Annotated in this window: 14 protein-coding genes; 8 read left to right on the top strand and 6 right to left on the bottom strand. The window is 47.1% G+C overall.

Translation table 11 applies throughout. The annotated features are described in order from the left end of the window. Position 1 precedes the first annotated feature (1 nt). The 3 genes from LEPBO_RS0122220 to bioA all read right to left on the bottom strand — a co-directional run bounded on the left by LEPBO_RS0122220 (position 2) and on the right by bioA (position 3,730). The gene (locus tag LEPBO_RS0122220; protein WP_144056249.1) at positions 2-1,534 is read right to left on the bottom strand and encodes an efflux RND transporter periplasmic adaptor subunit; all 1,533 of its coding nucleotides are present in this window, start codon (positions 1,532-1,534) and stop codon (positions 2-4) included. Between the two features lie 221 nt (positions 1,535-1,755). Further along, positions 1,756-2,340 carry a hypothetical protein gene (locus tag LEPBO_RS0122225; RefSeq protein WP_017289787.1) on the bottom strand — a complete coding sequence of 195 codons (585 nt, stop codon included), beginning with the start codon at positions 2,338-2,340 and terminating at the stop codon, positions 1,756-1,758. 112 nt (positions 2,341-2,452) lie between these two features. Further along, positions 2,453-3,730 (bottom strand): adenosylmethionine--8-amino-7-oxononanoate transaminase, encoded by a 1,278-nt coding sequence (bioA, locus tag LEPBO_RS0122230; RefSeq protein WP_017289788.1) that lies wholly within the window; start codon positions 3,728-3,730, stop codon positions 2,453-2,455. Between the two features lie 33 nt (positions 3,731-3,763). Between bioA and LEPBO_RS0122235 the strand changes: the two genes are divergently transcribed. After that, the gene (locus tag LEPBO_RS0122235; RefSeq protein ID WP_017289789.1) at positions 3,764-4,495 is read left to right on the top strand and encodes a cobalt-precorrin-6A reductase; all 732 of its coding nucleotides are present in this window, start codon (positions 3,764-3,766) and stop codon (positions 4,493-4,495) included. A 52-nt stretch (positions 4,496-4,547) separates the two neighbouring features. Here the strand turns inward: LEPBO_RS0122235 and gap are convergent, their stop codons facing one another. Further along, positions 4,548-5,576, bottom strand: a complete 1,029-nt coding sequence (gene gap / locus LEPBO_RS0122240; protein ID WP_017289790.1) for a type I glyceraldehyde-3-phosphate dehydrogenase — start codon at positions 5,574-5,576, stop codon at positions 4,548-4,550. Positions 5,577-5,830: 254 nt separating this feature from the next. On the opposite strand from gap, the gene LEPBO_RS0122245 reads away from it, so the two are divergent. From LEPBO_RS0122245 to LEPBO_RS0122255, 3 genes are all read left to right on the top strand, one after another. Next, the gene (locus LEPBO_RS0122245; protein WP_017289791.1) at positions 5,831-6,418 is read left to right on the top strand and encodes a cytochrome b/b6 domain-containing protein; all 588 of its coding nucleotides are present in this window, start codon (positions 5,831-5,833) and stop codon (positions 6,416-6,418) included. A gap of 42 nt (positions 6,419-6,460) precedes the next feature. Beyond that, complete coding sequence (locus tag LEPBO_RS0122250) at positions 6,461-7,888, top strand: amidohydrolase (RefSeq protein ID WP_017289792.1); 1,428 nt, start codon at positions 6,461-6,463, stop codon at positions 7,886-7,888. Positions 7,889-8,042: 154 nt separating this feature from the next. After that, positions 8,043-11,255, top strand: a complete 3,213-nt coding sequence (locus LEPBO_RS0122255; protein ID WP_017289793.1) for a glycoside hydrolase family 15 protein — start codon at positions 8,043-8,045, stop codon at positions 11,253-11,255. Positions 11,256-11,561: 306 nt separating this feature from the next. Here LEPBO_RS0122255 and LEPBO_RS0122260 read toward each other — a convergent pair whose 3' ends face one another. Both LEPBO_RS0122260 and bioB read right to left on the bottom strand, forming a co-directional pair. Next, entirely contained in the window at positions 11,562-13,328 is a 1,767-nt protein-coding gene (locus LEPBO_RS0122260) for a tetratricopeptide repeat protein (RefSeq protein WP_017289794.1), read from the bottom strand. A gap of 163 nt (positions 13,329-13,491) precedes the next feature. Then, positions 13,492-14,442, bottom strand: a complete 951-nt coding sequence (gene bioB / locus LEPBO_RS0122265; protein ID WP_017289795.1) for a biotin synthase BioB — start codon at positions 14,440-14,442, stop codon at positions 13,492-13,494. Positions 14,443-14,629: 187 nt separating this feature from the next. On the opposite strand from bioB, the gene LEPBO_RS0122270 reads away from it, so the two are divergent. The 4 genes from LEPBO_RS0122270 (at position 14,630) to LEPBO_RS0122290 (ending at position 17,862) form a co-directional block, all read left to right on the top strand. Next, positions 14,630-15,268: a biotin transporter BioY gene (locus LEPBO_RS0122270; RefSeq protein WP_017289796.1), complete on the top strand. Its 639-nt coding sequence runs from the start codon at positions 14,630-14,632 to the stop codon at positions 15,266-15,268. A gap of 52 nt (positions 15,269-15,320) precedes the next feature. Continuing rightward, positions 15,321-15,839 carry a signal peptidase II gene (lspA, locus tag LEPBO_RS0122275; RefSeq protein ID WP_017289797.1) on the top strand — a complete coding sequence of 173 codons (519 nt, stop codon included), beginning with the start codon at positions 15,321-15,323 and terminating at the stop codon, positions 15,837-15,839. A 203-nt stretch (positions 15,840-16,042) separates the two neighbouring features. Further along, on the top strand, positions 16,043-17,413 hold the full coding sequence (locus LEPBO_RS0122285; RefSeq protein ID WP_017289799.1) for a gluconeogenesis factor YvcK family protein: 1,371 nt from the start codon (positions 16,043-16,045) through the stop codon (positions 17,411-17,413). Then, complete coding sequence (locus tag LEPBO_RS0122290) at positions 17,407-17,862, top strand: bifunctional alanine racemase/tRNA (adenosine(37)-N6)-threonylcarbamoyltransferase complex ATPase subunit type 1 TsaE (RefSeq protein WP_017289800.1); 456 nt, start codon at positions 17,407-17,409, stop codon at positions 17,860-17,862. Before LEPBO_RS0122285 ends, LEPBO_RS0122290 begins: the two co-directional genes overlap by 7 nt. The last annotated feature ends 75 nt before the right edge of the window (positions 17,863-17,937 follow it).

Below are 17,937 nucleotides of genomic sequence, written 5' to 3' on the forward strand. Positions count from 1 at the left end.
TCTAACCTCCGCCCCGTCTACTGCCACCACCAGGTGCGCCGCTACCGGGCGCACCTGGAAACACAGAGGGTGTTCTTGAAGTGGGTCGCTCACCCTGCGGAAAACTGAGCAACACGCGATCGCCTTCTTTTAATCCTGATTCAACGACTGTTTTGTCGTCGATCAAAGCTCCGGTTGTAATTTTCTGAAATCGGGGTCTGTCTTGTCCTGCTAGTAAAACGCCTGTCCCTTCAGCCCGCCGAACAATTGCAACAGTGGGCACAACCAGCGCATTTTCAAGCTTGCCAATATTAAATTTCACATTGACATTCATGCCTGCTTGCAGTTGGTTGTCTCGATCGTCGATCGCAGACTTGACCTCAAAGTTCGTGACATTTTGATCCACGGTCGATTGATTAGCAACTTGCACAACGGTTCCTTTAAAGGACTTGCCTGGAAAAGCGTCTGCTTCGATCGTCACAGTCTGTCCGACTTTAATTCGAGGAATACTCGTTTCTGGAACTTTTGCCACAATTTGATTGGTTGCAGCAAGAGCCAGAATCGAAGAAGAGGTCGCAGAACTCACATCACTACTTGAAGTCGTCGGAGTAACAAATGAACCCGGATCAGCAAACTTCCGAGTCACCACTCCCCGGAACGGTGCGCGAATAATCGTATCGTTAATCTGAGTTTGAACGGTTTTGAGCTGTCCTTGAGCATTCATTAACTGAGCACGAGCGGCTTCTATGTCTTCGGATCGTGCCCCTTCCTTTTGCAAGCTCAATGCTTGCTTGAGTTGTTCAACCTGAGCGCGCGCCGCTTCAATGTCTTCAGGTCGAGTTCCTGTCTGCTGCAAATTGGTGGCTTGTTTCGCTTGTTCAGCTTGCGCACGGGCAGTCGCTAATGCGGTTCGAGAGGTGTCCAATTCTCGCTGAGACAATGCTCCAGATCCAAAGAGCCTCTGATTCTGATTAAAGTTCAGTTCAGCTTGTTGTAAGTTCGCTTCGGCTGCGGCTAATTGCGATCGCGATTGAGCAATTTCTTGAGGACGATTGCCCGCGACTAATTTATCGAGATTGGCTTGGGCTGCTGCGAGTTGCGCCTCGGCTTGAGCAATTTCCTGCGGACGATTGCCAGATTCAAGCTTTGTTACGTTCGCTTGAGCAGTAGCAACCTGTGCTTGTGCTTGCATCAATTGTCCTTGTAGGTTGGAGTCGTCCATGTAAGCAAGCACTTGACCTGCTTCAACTCGATCGCCTTCTTTCACTAATAATTGTCTGAGCACACCCGAACTTTTCGGGCTGACATTGACCGATTGAGCAGGTTGGACAGTTCCGTTGGCGGAAATGGTTAGTGCAGTATCAACTCGATCGACGGTCACCGTCTGCACTCTTCGCCGCGATTCTTGCCGTTGAGAAGCCGTGTATTGCTGATATCCCAAATATCCGCCTATGCCCAATAGTCCGGCAATTCCAAGCCACAATAGCCATTTTGGAATTTTTGGTCGAGTTTTAATCCAATCTTTCACGCTCTCGCCCCCAACTATCTGTTTCACAGTCTAATGAATAGAAATGAAGTTTAGACAGCGCGATCGCGAAAAGAGTTCAAATTTCAGAGTGGTTGTTTGGCAGTATCACCGTTTTTCTTGCCACAATACCTAAATTTAGAGGCGTTACGGGATGTGGAAGCTTATTTAACCTGTGTATCAAGATTGCTTCAGAAATGCTGGTCGCAGAAATGGCAGTTGTTCCTGCTAGCACAGTGACTCTTAAAGGCTTAGAGAGCAGTTTTTTTTGTCGTTTGGATACAAGGCTGATCCACAAAAAATTGTGTTGCAGGTTCTTCTGTCTCAATCGGACTCAGCCAAATAATCCGATCGCTGACACACAGCATTTTCTCATCACCTGGAACGTGCAGAAAGAAGTTCTCTTGACCAAATTCAATTTTCTGAATCGGGAGCCAGTCTTGATTCGATCGAATCAAAATTTTCAGATTTGTCTTGCGGCTGTAGTGCGTACGCCACGCTTTCCACAGATGACGCACCTCGGTATAGTTTGCTTCGTAACCTGACGGAATCGGGGAATGTTCATATTCCACTAAACCCTGATCGTTGATTCCGATTGGCAGGTATTGATGCTCGGTCAAGATGCGATTAAGTAATTCCTGATAGGCAGAAGATTGTCGAACTAAGATCGCTCGAATCTTTCCAACGAGTTTGGCTGTTGCAATGAGTTCGCCTCTTTTTGCAAGCAGTTGAGCCGAGTTGAAGACAGGCTCAAGTCGTAGATTTTGATTCGCAAGAAAGCTAAGATCGCCCTGAATGAATTTCCGAATTAACTCAACATCGTTAAGTTTAGACATTGCTAGTGTGAGCCTAAAAGCTACTTGTGTATTTTGCTACTAGCAATATTCAGTACTTATTTTTCCTTCTCCGGAGAACTTTGATAAAAAAGTGTAAATTTTCTGCTAAACGTTAGAGGTTTTTTAAGGTGCGATCGATCACTTGATAAACTGTCTCTAACTCATCCGCAGTAATGCAATAGGGAGGCATAATGTAAAGAGTGTCACCCAATGGACGTAGTAAAAATCCAGACTCTAAGAATTTAGCTTTGAGCAAAGGTGCGATCGCATTAAAGTAACCCGATTGTTCTTCAGTTTTGACTTCCATTGCTGCGATTGTGCCGCAAACTCGAAACTGTTTTAAGCGGGGATTTGAGAAGAGATAGCGATCGAGAAATTTCCAATGCAAGCTTTCTAATTTTTGATAACCATCAGGGTTCTGTTCGAGTAGCTCTAATGACACGACACCTGTTGCACAAGCTAAAGGATTCCCCGTATAGGAATGTCCGTGGTAAAAAGCTTGAGTCGGATCATCTTGATAAAAGGCTTGATAAATGGCTTCCGTTGCAACGGTTACAGAGAGCGGTAAGCACCCGCCTGACAGCCCTTTAGACAGGCAAATAATATCGGGAGCGGTTGAAGATTTGAGACAGGCAAATAGCTCTCCAGTGCGACCAAATCCCGTCATCACTTCATCGTAAATTAGTAGCACATTGTACTGATCTGCTAGCTTTCTCAATGCTTGTAAGAATTGAGGGCGGCACATCCGCATCCCGGCTGCACCTTGAACTAAGGGTTCGATAAAGATCCCAATGATGGTTTGCTGTTTGAGAAATTGCTCGATCGCGGCTAACGCTTCAGCTTCTTTGCGATCGACTTCTAAATCTCCGTCATACGTTTCAGGGAAGGGAACTAGCGCTGTCTCGAACATCAGCGATCGAAACTTTTGCCACCAGGTTGAGCCTGCACCGACTGACATTGCGCCGATCGTGTCACCGTGGTAGCCGCCATCGAATGTGATGAAGGTTGTGCGTTCTTCTCCTAAGTTGCGCCAGTACTGATACGCCATTTTCAGCGCGACTTCAACAGCGGTAGAACCATTATCGGAGAAGAAGACTCTAGTAAGCTGTGGTGGCAGATGCTTCAGTAACTTACGAGCAAGTTGCTCAGCAGGTTCGTGTGTAAACCCGGCAAATATTACGTGTTCTAAGTTATTTGCTTGCTGATACAACGCTTCTGCAAGTTTCGGATGAGCATGTCCGTGAATCGTCACCCACCAACTTGAAATGCAATCGAGAATTCGGCGATCGTCTTCTAGTTCAAGCCAAACTCCCTCGCCCCGTTTCACCTTCAACGGTTCGGGAGTGGTTTTCATTTGAGTAAAAGGTCGCCAGATGGGAGAGTCTGCCATATACTTTGAAATCACGATCTGAACAATATTATCGTGAAAAAGCGGTTACTCATTCTGGGTGGGACAACTGAAGCAAAGGAATTGGCAGCACGAGCCATAGAGATTGCCAACATAGAAGTCATTTCTTCATTAGCAGGACGGACTCAGACGGCAATCCCTCTATCTGGAACGGTCAGAGTCGGTGGATTTGGGGGAGAGGTGGGATTAGCGCACTATCTTCAAGAGCAATCGATCGATTTATTAATCGATGCGACTCATCCATTTGCAGCACAGATTTCTTGGAATGCGGCAGCAGCAGCCGATCGCGCTGCGATTCCTCGATTGATGCTGAGTCGTCCTGCATGGAAGCCCGAATCGAATTGGATTGAAGTCGAAAGTAACGAAGCAGCCGCAAAACTTTTACCCGATCTCGCACAGCGGGTCTTTTTAACGATCGGGCGACAAGAACTTGCAGCGTTTGCCCATTTGCAACAACTGTGGTTTTTAATGCGAATGATTGATCCGCCGACGGGTCTAATTCCGCCCGGAGAAGTGTTACTTGCTCGGGGGCCTTTTACGTTAGAACAAGAGCGATCGTGGATGCAGCATTATCATATTGCAGCGATCGTCAGTAAAAATAGTGGCGGAGATGCCACTGCTGCAAAACTCGTTGCAGCACGAGAACTGGATTTACCGATCGTCATGGTCAAACGTCCGGCAATGCCAACGGGGGAAAGAGTAACAGACGTGAAAGACGCATTATTGTGGATCGCTCGCTTCGTTTGAAGATAAAAGGACTCCGATTCTTCAAAAAGTCAGAGTCCTTCAAGTCTCAAAGTTAATCTAAAATGCCGTCTTTTTTCGCCATCATCATCATCAAATCAACGACCCGATTGGAATATCCCCATTCGTTGTCATACCAAGACACAATTTTAAAGAAATTGGAATTCAGTTCAATTCCTGCACCTGCATCAAAAATGCTAGAACGGCGATCGCCCTGAAAATCAGTGGAAACAACTTCTTCATCGGTATAGCCCAAAACCCCTTTCAGAGAATTTTCCGCGGCTTCTTTCATGACTTCGCAGATTTCCTTGTAGGTCGTTGGCTTCTCAGTTTTAAACGTCAAATCCACGACAGACACATCTGGAGTCGGAACCCGGAATGCCATTCCTGTCAGCTTCCCTTTCAACTCTGGCAGCACCAAACTCACCGCTTTTGCCGCACCCGTCGAAGAAGGAATGATATTTTGGGCAGCACCGCGTCCGCCGCGCCAGTCTTTTTTACTGGGGCCATCCACCGTTGGCTGAGTCGCGGTCATCGCGTGAACCGTCGTCATCAAGCCTTCAGTAATCCCAAAATGATCATTGAGGACTTTCGCAACTGGGGCAAGACAGTTTGTGGTACAGCTTGCATTCGAGACGATCGTATCGTGCTCAGGATTATACGAATCGTGATTGACTCCCATGAGCAGAGTTTTGACCCGTTCAGGGTCTTTGGTCGGAGCAGAAATGATCACCCGTTTTGCACCTGCTTTCAAGTGAGCTGAAGCAGTTTCAAAATCGGTAAATAATCCAGTCGATTCCACAACATAATCTACCTCCAAATTGCCCCAGGGCAACTCAGCCGGATTCCGCATTGCAAAACAGGGAATAAACCTGTCATTCATCACAATGCCATCCGGCTTAGCTTGCACCTTGCCGGGATATACCCCATGAGTTGAATCGTATTTCAGCAAATATGCCAAATTATCAGGCGGAACTAAGTCATTGATCCCAACCACTTCCAGATCGGGATGCTCAAGTGCGGCGCGAAACACAAGGCGACCAATGCGACCGAAACCATTGATCCCTATTTTCACAGTAGCCATGTGAAGAACTCCAACAATAATGATGGAAAAATGAAGTATGAAATCGAGAAAATCACACTTCAAAATTTTTGGTGTTCACATACGGTATCGCATTTATTTCAATAAGCCTTCAGACGTAATCTTTTGATCAGGCTTGGCAAAATTTGTCAGGAAATAATCATGTTACATCCTGAGAAAAAACAATAACTAATTTTGAGTTTTGTGCAATTTCTAAGGTATATCAGTAAAGAGTATTGTCTAGAAATTCAGAATTTATGTCTCGTACAAAGCCTTATCAACCTTCACTGCTGAGATTTTTACACGGGATCAATGCGCTATTAGTGATTGCTGCGTTGATCAGTGGATTCTGGGTTTATGACACATTTGATCAAAGATTTGGCAAGATTCCGTTACCGAGAATTAACGCGATTATTGATTATCACGGTACGATCGGGTTGACTTTTTTTCTGTTTTCACCTTTGTTCTTAATTTATAGTCTTTGGCTAGGCAGAAAGAAGCTGATTCAAAACAATACGATCGCGAATCTCACCCAAGTTGGCAAACCGATTTGGTGGGCAACGCTGCAACGCTGCACCAACACCTTGATGATTGTGGCGATCGTCTTTGCCGCTGGAACTGGCAAACTCATGGATGAAACTTGGTTGCCCCAAGGTCAGTTGTTCCATGTTGCTTACAGTTTTCATTTGATAGCCTGGGCAACGATGCTGATTTGTCTCGCTCTACACCTATTGATGAGTGCAAAAGTGGGTGGAGTTCCGCTTTTACTCTCCATCCTCAGTTTTCGAGTGCGTCCTGATGATCACCCGAAATTGTGGATTAAACAACTTCGCGATCGAAATTAATCCCGTACACTGCTACAAGAACGTGATCGGATATCGTAATCTATGAGCTTTACAATTCAGAATGTTTTGATTCCAGACGATCAGGGTTACAAAACCGTGGACGTACAGATTCAAGCGGATCGTATTACTGCGATCGCGCCGAATTTACCTGTAATCGGAACTGTGATCGATGGCAGTCATCAGCTTCTATTACCTGGATTTGTCAATGCTCATACGCACTCTTCTGAGATGTGGCAACGCGGCATCATTCCTCCGAGTCCACTTGAACTCTGGATTGCAGAACTGTACGAGTTTACGCCTCTCGATCCAGAGCAAGCTTATCTCAGCGCGGTTGGAACAGCCGTTGAGACATTAATGACGGGGGGAACGAGTGTTGTTGATCATTTAGTGTTGATCCCAGGTCAGGAGCTTGAAACGATCGCGGCTGCGGAACGAGGCTATCGCGATGTTGGGATTCGAGCCTTTATTGCACCGCTGATTCAAGATGAAGAATTGAGCGCGGGCATTCCGACTGGAGGCGATGAAGTAAAACACAGCAGTTATCAAGCGACAACAGAAGCAATGCTTGATCTGCTGCAAACGGCTGTAGAAAAGTTTCATCGTCCTGACGAAGGCGTAGAAATTATGGTCGCTCCCACGGGCATTCAGCTTTGCTCAGATGCCTTGTTTGCTGGATGTATTGAACTGAGCGATCGCTATAATCTCAATCGCCATGCTCATCTTTTGGAAACCAAAGCACAAAAGCTTTTAGCACAAGAGAAGTATGGCTGTAGTGCTGTGCAACATCTGCAAGAGATTGGATTTCTCAGTCCGAAAACTTCTCTAGCTCACTGTGTTTGGCTCGACGATCGCGATATTGAAATCATGGCAGAAACGAGATCGACCGTCGTACATAATCCACTCAGTAACCTACGTTTAGGCAGCGGCATTGCGCCGATTTTGAAATACCGACAAGCCGGGGTGAATGTCTCATTCGGATGTGATGGCTCAGCTAGCAACGATTCTCAAGATTTGCTAGAAGCGATCAAAATGGGGTCAATTTTGCATAATGTGACCGATTTTGATTATCTACACTGGATCACGCCTCGACAAGCTGTAGAAATGGCATCGCGAGGAGGTGCTATCGGATTAAATCGGGCTGATCAATTTGGTTCACTAGAAGTTGGCAAAAAAGCCGATCTCGTTCTATACAATCTCAAGAGTTTATCGTTATTGCCGAGAACTGATCCAATTGGGTTACTGATTTTGGGTCGTCCCGTGAGTGTAATAAGTCATGCTTGGGTGAATGGGAAACAAGTTATCTCAGATCATGAAATTTGTAATGTTAGCGTCAATGATCTTGCAGGGAAATTGTTTGAGCAAAGTGAATGGAACCCGAAACGAAAATCGGCAGCAGTTGCCCAAACAGAGGCGCGATATCGATCGGTGATGGGATTGCCTGAAATCGCGATCGAGCAGTCTTCAACATAAATGATTGCGCCCCATTGCATTGAATTTGAAATTGAATTGGGAGGAAAGCCGAACTACAAACCTTAAGACAAGATGAAATAATAACAACAACTTCGGTTAAGATCTTCAGATCTGTCCGAATGTCGTCTTTCAACTCTTAACCCTGAATCCCGCTATGGCAACTTCCGCAGTTGATCTCGCAAATCGTCTTGATCGCTATTATGAGCAGGTTCAAGCGATTATTTTGAGTCGCCAAAATCCGATCTCTGGATTGCTGCCCGCGAGTACGGCGATCAACGAACACGGGAACTATACCGATGCCTGGGTACGAGACAACGTTTACAGCATTTTGGCAGTTTGGGGATTGTCACTTGCGTATCGCAAATTTGATGACGATCGTGGACGTACCTACGAGTTAGAACATAGCGTTGTCAAACTCATGCGCGGATTGCTCAATGCCATGATGCACCAAGCGCAGAAAGTGGAGAAATTCAAAGAAACTCAGAATCCTTTAGAAGCACTCCACGCCAAATACGACACCGCTACCGGATCAACTGTTGTTGGCGATGACGAATGGGGACATTTGCAGTTAGATGCGACTTCAGTGTTTCTCTTAATGTTGGCGCAAATGACAAATTCGGGATTGTCAATTGTGTACACGATCGATGAAGTCAACTTTGTCCAAAACTTGGTTTATTACATTGGTCGAACCTATCGCACTCCTGATTACGGCATTTGGGAACGGGGTAATAAGATCAATCATGGCAATCCAGAATTAAACGGCAGTTCTGTCGGGATGGCAAAAGCTGCACTCGAAGCCATGAGTGGCTTAAATCTGTTTGGGACACAAGGCGGACAAGCTTCAGTCATTCACGTGTTGCCGGATGAGATTGCCAGATGCCGCACGACATTAGAATCACTGCTACCACGGGAATCAAGTTCTAAAGAAGTAGATGCAGCGTTATTAAGCGCGATCGGGTTTCCTGCATTTGCAGTCGAAGACTCGGAATTAGTCGATCGCACTCGCAATAAAATCATTGATTTACTGCAAGGCAATTACGGCTGCAAGCGATTCCTCCGAGATGGACACCAAACCGTTATCGAAGACACGACTCGGTTACACTACGAGCCATTTGAACTGAAGCAATTCGAGCATATTGAATGCGAATGGCCGTTGTTTTTTACCTACCTTGCCTTAGATGGAATTTTTAGAGGAGATCGCGCACAAGCTCAAGCTTATCTCGATCGCCTAGATACCCTCACTGTCGAGCGAGATGGCTTCAAACTGTTACCCGAGTTGTACATTGTTCCAGAAGAGTTGATCGAAGCTGAGAAAGCCGCTCCGCGTAGCCAAATTCGCGTCCCCAATGACAATGTCCCGTTAGTTTGGGCGCAAAGCTTATATCTACTTGCTCAAATGCTGCATGAGGGCATCATTTCAGTCGGAGACATTGATCCGTGTGGACGCTATCTCCGTCGAGGACAACGCCGCAAAGCAACGATTCAAATTGCTCTAATTGCAGAGGACGAATCACTACAGGTCAAGCTTGAAGCCAATAACATTACGACTCAAACGCTCAAACAAGTTGAACCGATTCAAGTCCGACACGCCCGTGAACTTGCCGCAGCGTATACCTACGTTGGGCAAAACTCAAAATTAGCACTCTCAGGTCGTCCTCAGCGACGAATGCGAAGTCTGACCACTGCAAGGGTTTACAAGATCAAGAAAGATACGATCGTCTTTCTTCCCTCATTTCTCGAACCTGAGCGTTTCTACCTCACATTGGACTATCACTTCCTTGTCTCTAATATCAAAACCGAACTCGCTTACATTCATCGACATTGGCAAAGTTTAGGCAGACCGATTGTCACCTTACTATTGACCAAAGAGATGTTTGAACTGGGTCGAGAAGCATTACTGGATCTCGCTCAAGAACTTCAAGCTGGACGATGTGGTGATATTCCGGTGCAGTTGGGACAGCTTAAACAGTTCATTCTTACAGCAGGAACGGAGCGAATTGATTCACTCCATGCGTTCAAGTTTGAAACTGCTTCGGTTGCTAGATTGAGTGTGTCTCGCTATCATCTGGGCTTCGATCCCGATAAAACGCATCCACTCAGCATTTCACAAGAGTTCAAACTAGAGTACGAATCGGATGTCAAAGTTTTACTTGACAGCTTACGATCGTCGCAAAATCTCTACGAACAAGTTGAGCTACTCGGAACCTTAGCTCGATTAGAGGGATTAGAGTTTGACACCGGATTAGCAGGCGCAGGAAAACCAGTCACAGTGCGAGACTTGCTGAATGAGAGCTATGCAAGAGCAAGTAAGGGAGATTCGAGTGGACAGCCTTACTGGAGCTTACTGCGGCGTTGTGCAGGATTGCTGGATAAAGTCGATGTTGGGCTTTCTGATGCGGTCACTGATATTCTGGTCAGGCAGAAACAAATTGCGATCGGACGAGCGTACAGCGAAGATTCTTTGATTGTGCAACCGCTTCCACACACTGAAGTACTAGAAAAAATTCGTCAGTTCTGTCGCGAAGATATTAGCGATCGCGTTCTCACGCAAGAAGTGATCATCTATCTCAGTTTGCTGATTAAAGCAGAACCCAATCTTTTTAAAGGATTACTGACACTGCGAGTCGGCTATCTGATTTTGCTGATTACGACTGATCTGGCTCGTGAGCTAGACCTAACGCAAGACGAAGCTTATGAGAAGTTAATGACTCTCAGCCCCTTTGAGATTAAAACTCGACTGCGGCAGATCGTCGTTGGTTATGCTGACTTGAACAAAGCATTACTCAAGCAAGAATCTCTGAAAGTTAAACTGCCCAAACAAGCGATCGATTGGGTTGTCATCGTTGATCAAGCGGAGGTCGAACCGACTGCTCAAGATTGGTGGCGCAAACGTCAATTAGATGGTGCATTAAATCGCGTTCCGCCAGACTTCTATCCGAGTGTGTGGAAGGTACTCCATCACTGCAAAGGCTTAGTCGTCGGAGACAAGCTCGAACGCCGCAATCGGTTAGAAAGTGAGTTCTTGACTACAGAAATGACCGCAGGCGAAAAGAACTTTGCTTTGAAAATCGAGCATTTGCTGAACAAAATGCAAGCTCCTGAATATCGACAAGTGAATGTTGAAGCATTGATGGAACTTGCCGCGATCGCAGAACGCAACCCCGATTTCAAAGTAGAAGAATACATCGTGATGGATGTCCTCATCGGTCACGCGGTTCGCCTAGCTTGGCTCGATAAGCATCCCGAACATCACGATCGCTATGATGAGTTCAAAGGTTCAGCTTGGCGATCGTTCTATGAAACTTCACCTTATGACTGTGCGAGTTTTGTAGCAAAAGCAATGCAGTTCCTGACTCAATTGGGTTAGTAGTCAACGGCATTCATTGTGGGGAGTAGGGAGTGGGGAGAACCTAAACTCAGATTGCTTTCTATCTCTCCATATCCCTATCAGAGGACGTTTGAAAAGTATCGTTCATCGCATTCACCCGCCCGTGATTGAAAATCCGGGCTAACAGAACGAAGTCCACTAAAGGGACTAAAAACCAATCAGAATCAGGTCTTCAGTCCTTTGAAAAGGACTTCGCACGATTAGCCCCGACTTCCAGTCCGGGGCGAGCTAGAACGGAGCGGCAACCTGTTGATACGTTTTCTATCACAGGTGCTTTCAATCCCATTAAGTCGCAGGCTGTTCTAATGCGCGAATTGCATTCTGGGCATTCTGCTGAAGATTTCTTGCATTTTGAGCTTGATAGAGTCGAGCTGCTGCGCGATAGTCTTTAATCGCAGAACTGCGATCGCCTCTTTTTGCTGCAATGTTTGCTCGATTAAAGTAAGCATCTGCTAATTTCGGATCGAGCCGGATTGCTTCGTTATAGTCTGCAAACGCTTGATCAAAGTTGCTATTCTTCGCGTATTCGACTCCTCGGTTGTAGTAAAGATTCGCAGCACGATTCGCAGGGGTGGGACTGAGATTGAGCGCTTCGGTATAAGCTGCGATCGCAGCATTGTGATTGCCCTCTTTCGACTTGCGAATGCCTTCCTCAAACCAGCCATCTGCAGTCGCAATTTGAGGACGCGAATTTGGGAAAGGTTGGAACAACGCCCAAAGCACTGCCCCAAAGAGAGCCAGTACCGCTAAGCTTGCTAGTCCAAGCCGCACTAATTCTGGAGAAATATTGCGCTCTTGCAGAAACCGCGAGGCTGGATCAGTTGCAGGTTCGACTGCTTCATCCGACGATCGCAAAATTCGACGATTTCTGAGAAATTGAGTCAATCGATCGCCAGTCGTCGGAGCTTCGACGGGAATCTCATTCTCCACAGGAGCTTCGACCGATGCTTCGACAGGGACTTCGATTTCTGTGGGGAGGGGGGCAAGCGTTGCATTTGCTGAATCTACTGGCAGCGGTTGTGTGACTAACGGGTTGTCTTGCAGCCCGTACAGTTGCCGCAGTTGCATTAACTCAGCTTGAGTATTGTCGCTTAACGGAGACTCGCGCTGACTGACTTGTTCGCGGATGTTTTCATACTGGCGCTGTTTCTCAGCTTGCTGACGATGCGGAAGTAACGCATCCTCTCGAATCGCATTCGCAATATTTTCGGGAATGCCTTCTTTGATCCGGAGCGCTTCTAAAATGTTGTGCCCGACGATCGAGATTTCTCCTTGACTTGCTAGGCTCATTGCTTCTTGACGGAAGTTCAGATAAGGCGCATTCACAAGTTGTATGAAATAGCCTTGCTCTTGGCTGTGTAGAGTTGGGGATAGAGCAGGCAAGCTATCTTGTAGACGGGTCGCAATGTAAGCATGAAGCTCGGTGACATTAATTTCGCCTCGCATCGGTTGGTTCGCTGCACCGTCTGCCATCCCTGTTTCAAACGCATCAATGATCAATTGGGTATAGGTTGAATTGCGATTCGATTTGTGTTTGGCAGAGTACTCGATCGAGATCGGAGAAGTCAGCAAGGCACGGCTTGGACTGACGAAGGATTCGGCGATCGCACTAAAGTCTTCGGGGGCGATCATGTCTTTGGCAAACGTGCCGCTGAAGCAGCAATCGAGAATCACAGTTTGCTGGCGAGCCGGACAGGACTCAAGTTCGGCTTTGAGTTCAGACAGAGAGTAGGCTGTTTGTTCTAAATGCGATCGCGACGTATTGCGACAAGGCAGAAACAGTTCTCTTTGATCAGTGACGATGGCGTTACCCGAAATGTAAATTAAAACCGTTTCGTTCGGGTCACGCAGCGTGCAGAATGTCTCGATCGTGTCTCGAATCTGCTGGAGGGTTGGATGATTGAGAACCGTGACCTCATCGGTACGACTTGCGCCAATATCAGGACGGCGAAGGAGTTCTTGCAGAGCAGCAACATCGCGATCGGGTGCTGCCAGGGGCTGCAAATTGGCATCATCGTACTGACCAATGCCGATGAGTAGTGCTTCTGTCATATCAGATCCCCCGACTAGATGAATGGAACACAGAGTTGATGACTGAATTGCAGCAGAAATCTACCGAGTCGTATCAGAAATTATCTGCAAGCAAGCTAAGCTTTTCAAGCACTTTCTAAGATTTGCTTGAAATTCAGTTTCATTCTAGTGGCTCGACGCGATCCTAAAGCGGTTTTGGAATCATTCCTAATCGATCGAGAATTAATTCTTCATCGTGCGATCGCTCTGGGTTTGGTGCTGTTAACAACTTCGCACCCGTAAAGATTGAATTTGCCCCTGCAAAGAAACACATCGCCTGCAATTCATCACTCATTTCAGTCCGACCCGCAGACAGCCTTACCATTGCCTTTGGAAAGAGAATCCGAGTTGTCGCGACCATCCGAACGAGCGCGATCGCGTCAATCGGTTTCGCAGCTTCTAAGGGCGTGCCATCGATTGGAATCAGTGCATTAATGGGAATCGATTCAGGAGGCGGATTTAATTTGGTGAGAGTTTCGAGGAGCGATAAGCGATCGTCGATCGTTTCACCCAATCCGACAATTCCACCACAACAGACGGAAATTCCTGCCTCACTGACAGCGCGAATCGTCTCTAGCCGATCTTGATACGTCCGAGTCGTAATAATTTTGTCGTAATACTCCTCAGAAGTATCGAGATTGTGATTGTACGCCGTGAGTCCCGCTTCTTTCAGTTGTTGAGCCTGATGCGGTTTGAGCATTCCCAACGTGCAGCACACTTCTAAATCCAAGGCTGCCACTTGTCTCACCATGTCGAGAACGCGATCGAACTGTGATCCATCTTTCACTTCTCGCCAAGCCGCACCCATACAGAACCGAGTCGAACCTCCTGCTTTTGCGGCTCGTGCTTCTTCGAGAACCGCATCGAGTTGCATCAAAGGTTCCGGCTTCAAGCCTGTATTGTGATGCACACTCTGAGCGCAATAGCCGCAATCTTCCGGACAAGCCCCACTCTTAATATTGCCAAGCGTACAAAACTGAATCGCCCGCGGATCATGATGTTCGCGGTGTACCTGCTGCGCCTCAAATAACAAGTCTGGAAAAGGCTGGTGATAAATCTGGGCAATGCGATCGCGCGTGTGAACAGCAGAAATCATGAGCAACAGTCGAGAAAGAACGATTCTTTATCATCGGTGATTCTGACCTGAGATACAATCTCGACTGCCGGATTTTGTTTTGAGTGGGAATTGGAGACTGGAGAGACATTTTTAGATCCTCTACCCCTACTCCCCACTCCCTACTCCCCATTCCCCCATCTACCCTCTTTCAATGTACAATTCCACGATGATGACCCGAACCCCCTCCCGCCAACGTCCTCCGGTTCGTCCTAAACGATTTCGGATCACGCTCACCGACATGCTGTGGGCACTGATTGGGCTGATGTTGACGATTGGTGGAACCTTGCTTCGAGCCACGATCGCAGGCGCACCCTGGGCATGGACACCCCAAGCGGTTCCCCTCCACTTTTTAGGAACTAGCTATCAGATTGGAGCCGTTTTACTGATTGGCTGTTTGGGAGGGAAAAATGCAGCCGTCATGTCGCAGATTGCTTACCTCGCTCTGGGACTTGCTGGATTTCCCGTCTTTTCCCAAGGCGGCGGCATTCAGTATATGAGTTCACCCGGATTTGGATATTTGCTCGGATTTGTCCCGGCAGCTTGGATTTGCGGATATCTCGCTTTTCGGGTGCCCCCGCGCTTGGAATCACTCGCTTTTAGTGGATTGTGTGGAGTCGTCGTGATTCATGCGATCGGGATTCTGTATTTAATTTTCGGATCGATATTCCGCTGGATCAATTTCGGCGAACAGTCGCTGTGGCAGGCTTTTCTCTCCTATTCGGTTAATTTGTTGCCCGGACAAATGGCAGTCACGTGCTCGGTTGCTGTCTTGGCGTTTGTGCTCCGACGGGTGATGTTTTACTAACAGAACCAATTTTCTGTGAGAATTGAGTATCTTGCCCTTTGCTGATTCTTTCATGCTGAGAAATCGTTTTTTCTGGATTGCCGCGATCGCAGGATTACTCCTTGATCGGTTGACGAAATTGTGGGTCGTGAAAACGATGGTATTGACCATTCCGCCCCAAGAAACGATCGTGATTCCAGGGATTTTACATTGGGCGTATGTGATCAATGATGGGGCAGCGTTTGGGATTTTATCGGGGAGTCCGATTCTGCGGTGGTTGTCACTGCTTGCCAGTGTCGCATTGATGGCGTGGGCGTGGTTTGGGCGGAGAATGCTGCGCTGGGAGCAATGGGGTTACGGATTGGTCTTGAGTGGAGCGCTCGGAAATGGCATAGATCGCTTTGTACTCGGGCATGTTGTCGATTTTATTAAAGTGCCATTCGTCTATGTTCCTTATCCCAACCCATTTCCGAACTTCGTTTGGATTCAGTTTCCAATTTTTAATCTAGCGGACGTTTTTATCAATCTGGGAATTATTTGTCTCCTGATTGGAATTTATCGCACTCCCGACACGCCCAAAAATTCTAATTAAATCCGCAATTACCACAGTTATTCAGTAAACTTTGCGTAAAGACTTCCCGGTTTTTGAGGCGATTTCTGAGAAAACAGAGTAGTTGTCAAATATCACTCAAAGATCACTACGTTGCATTTTTCTGAACGGGCGAGTCCCCTTGAGAGTCAAAAGTTAGTGTGTCCCGCTGAGATAGTTCGAGCCGTTTGAAGTTGAAAATCCACATGACGAGCAACCGTTTTTTGAAACGAGCCATTCGCGTTTCGCGATCGGCATCACAACGGCTCCCCAATCGAGCCAATCACTGGTTTAAGTGGCTATCTCCGGGGTTACTGGTAAAGCGCTGGATGTTTATCAGTGCCAGCGGGGTGTTGTTGATTCTACTGGGAGTGGGAATTTGGAGCAGACGGACTCCGGTGTTTCATCTTACGCAGTTGTTCGGTGATTTGCTCGAATTGCTGACTCGCTTAATTCCGAATTATGTCAGTGGACCGCTCGTCCTGGGTTTGGGCTTGTTGCTGGTGTTTTGGGGACAAAAGCGCACCGTCCGCTCCATCAGTGAAGTTTTGATGAGCGATCGCGATGAAGAATTAGTCGATGTGTTGATTAATCATCGCAAATTAAACCGAGGCGCGAAAGTCGTTACAATCGGGGGCGGAACCGGGTTATCGACGCTGCTGCGGGGCTTAAAAGTGATCAGCGCCAATATTACCGCGATCGTGACTGTGGCAGATGATGGTGGATCTTCGGGGCGACTGAGACGAGAAATTGGTGTACTGCCACCCGGAGACATTCGCAACTGTATTGCAGCCTTAGCGGATGAAGAAAAACTTTTAACCGAATTATTTCAATATCGATTTAAAGCAGGCGACGGTTTAGTCGGGCATAGTTTTGGGAATTTGTTTTTAACCGTATTGAGTGATATCACCGGAGATTTTGAACGCGCGATCGCAGCCAGTTCTAAAGTTTTGGCGATTCGAGGACATGTGCTCCCTGCGACGTTGAGTGATGTCAGGCTTTGGGCAGAACTTGCTGATGGACGCTATATCGAAGGCGAATCGAACATTACAGAAGCGCGGGGAAAAATTGTCCGCATGGGCTGTAAGCCTGCCAATCCGCCTGCATTGCCGAAAGCTTTAGATGCGATCGATGAAGCGGATTATATTGTGATTGGACCAGGAAGCCTGTATACCAGCGTGATTCCAAACTTGCTCGTTCCAGAAATTGCAGAAGCGATTTCCGCTCGACAAGTGCCTTGCATATATGTGTGCAATATCATGACGCAGCCTGGCGAAACCGATGGCTATTCGGTCGCGGATCATATTCAGGCAATTGATCGCGCGTGTGGACAAAGATTATTCGATTCGGTGCTGGTTCAGAAAACGCCACCTTCTGCCAAAGCCTTGATTCGATATGCTCAAGAACAGTCTCATCCGGTGGATCTCGATGCGGATGCGGTGACGCAGTTAGGTCGGCAAATCATTCGTGCCAATATTATGATCGAAGATGAAGAGACGGGCTATGTCCGCCATGATTCGCGGCGCTTAGCACGGGTGATTTATCGATGGTCGGAACGGGCACGGCAAAAATGGTAATTGAACTCCAAGATGCAGCAGCAACGCGATCACTCGGCATTCAACTCGGTCAAGTTTTACCCGCAGGCACAGTTTTACTGCTGCAAGGCGATTTAGGCAGTGGTAAGACTTCTTTAGTGCAGGGAATTGGGGAAGGCTTGGGAATTCGAGATGCGATCGAGTCTCCAACCTTTACGCTGATCAATGAGTATTTAACCGGACGAATTCCGCTCTATCACTTTGATTTGTACCGATTAGAGCCAGAGCAAACGGCAACGCTTTATCCTGAGATCTATTGGGAAGGCATTGAAGTGGAGCCGGGAATTTGCGCGATCGAATGGGCAGAGCGGTTAGCATTTAAGCCAGATTCCTACCTTGAGATAGTTCTGACCTATCAAGACGAAGGACGCAAGGTAGAAATTCAGGCGATCAAGGATGCGGTGATTCCAGAATTGAGAATCCGAACTTAGAATAGTTTAGAGAGTGTTTGAAACGTATCAATTTCCCCGCTTCGTTTTGGGAGCGGGTGAATGCGATGAACGATA

Origin of the sequence: Leptolyngbya boryana PCC 6306, from assembly GCF_000353285.1 — a bacterium.
Classification (GTDB): Bacteria; Cyanobacteriota; Cyanobacteriia; order Leptolyngbyales; family Leptolyngbyaceae; genus Leptolyngbya; species Leptolyngbya boryana.

Excerpts from the sequence above, each read along its gene's own strand:
- LEPBO_RS0122285 (WP_017289799.1), top strand. The coding sequence starts at position 16,043 with ATGACGAGCAACCGTTTTTTGAAACGAGCCATTCGCGTTTCGCGATCG.
- LEPBO_RS0122225 (WP_017289787.1), bottom strand. The coding sequence starts at position 2,340 with ATGTCTAAACTTAACGATGTTGAGTTAATTCGGAAATTCATTCAGGGC.
- lspA (WP_017289797.1), top strand. The coding sequence starts at position 15,321 with ATGCTGAGAAATCGTTTTTTCTGGATTGCCGCGATCGCAGGATTACTC.
- gap (WP_017289790.1), bottom strand. The coding sequence starts at position 5,576 with ATGGCTACTGTGAAAATAGGGATCAATGGTTTCGGTCGCATTGGTCGC.
- LEPBO_RS0122250 (WP_017289792.1), top strand. The coding sequence starts at position 6,461 with ATGAGCTTTACAATTCAGAATGTTTTGATTCCAGACGATCAGGGTTAC.
- LEPBO_RS0122270 (WP_017289796.1), top strand. The coding sequence starts at position 14,630 with ATGATGACCCGAACCCCCTCCCGCCAACGTCCTCCGGTTCGTCCTAAA.
- bioA (WP_017289788.1), bottom strand. The coding sequence starts at position 3,730 with ATGGCAGACTCTCCCATCTGGCGACCTTTTACTCAAATGAAAACCACT.
- LEPBO_RS0122260 (WP_017289794.1), bottom strand. The coding sequence starts at position 13,328 with ATGACAGAAGCACTACTCATCGGCATTGGTCAGTACGATGATGCCAAT.
- LEPBO_RS0122245 (WP_017289791.1), top strand. The coding sequence starts at position 5,831 with ATGTCTCGTACAAAGCCTTATCAACCTTCACTGCTGAGATTTTTACAC.
- LEPBO_RS0122255 (WP_017289793.1), top strand. The coding sequence starts at position 8,043 with ATGGCAACTTCCGCAGTTGATCTCGCAAATCGTCTTGATCGCTATTAT.
- LEPBO_RS0122290 (WP_017289800.1), top strand. The coding sequence starts at position 17,407 with ATGGTAATTGAACTCCAAGATGCAGCAGCAACGCGATCACTCGGCATT.
- bioB (WP_017289795.1), bottom strand. The coding sequence starts at position 14,442 with ATGATTTCTGCTGTTCACACGCGCGATCGCATTGCCCAGATTTATCAC.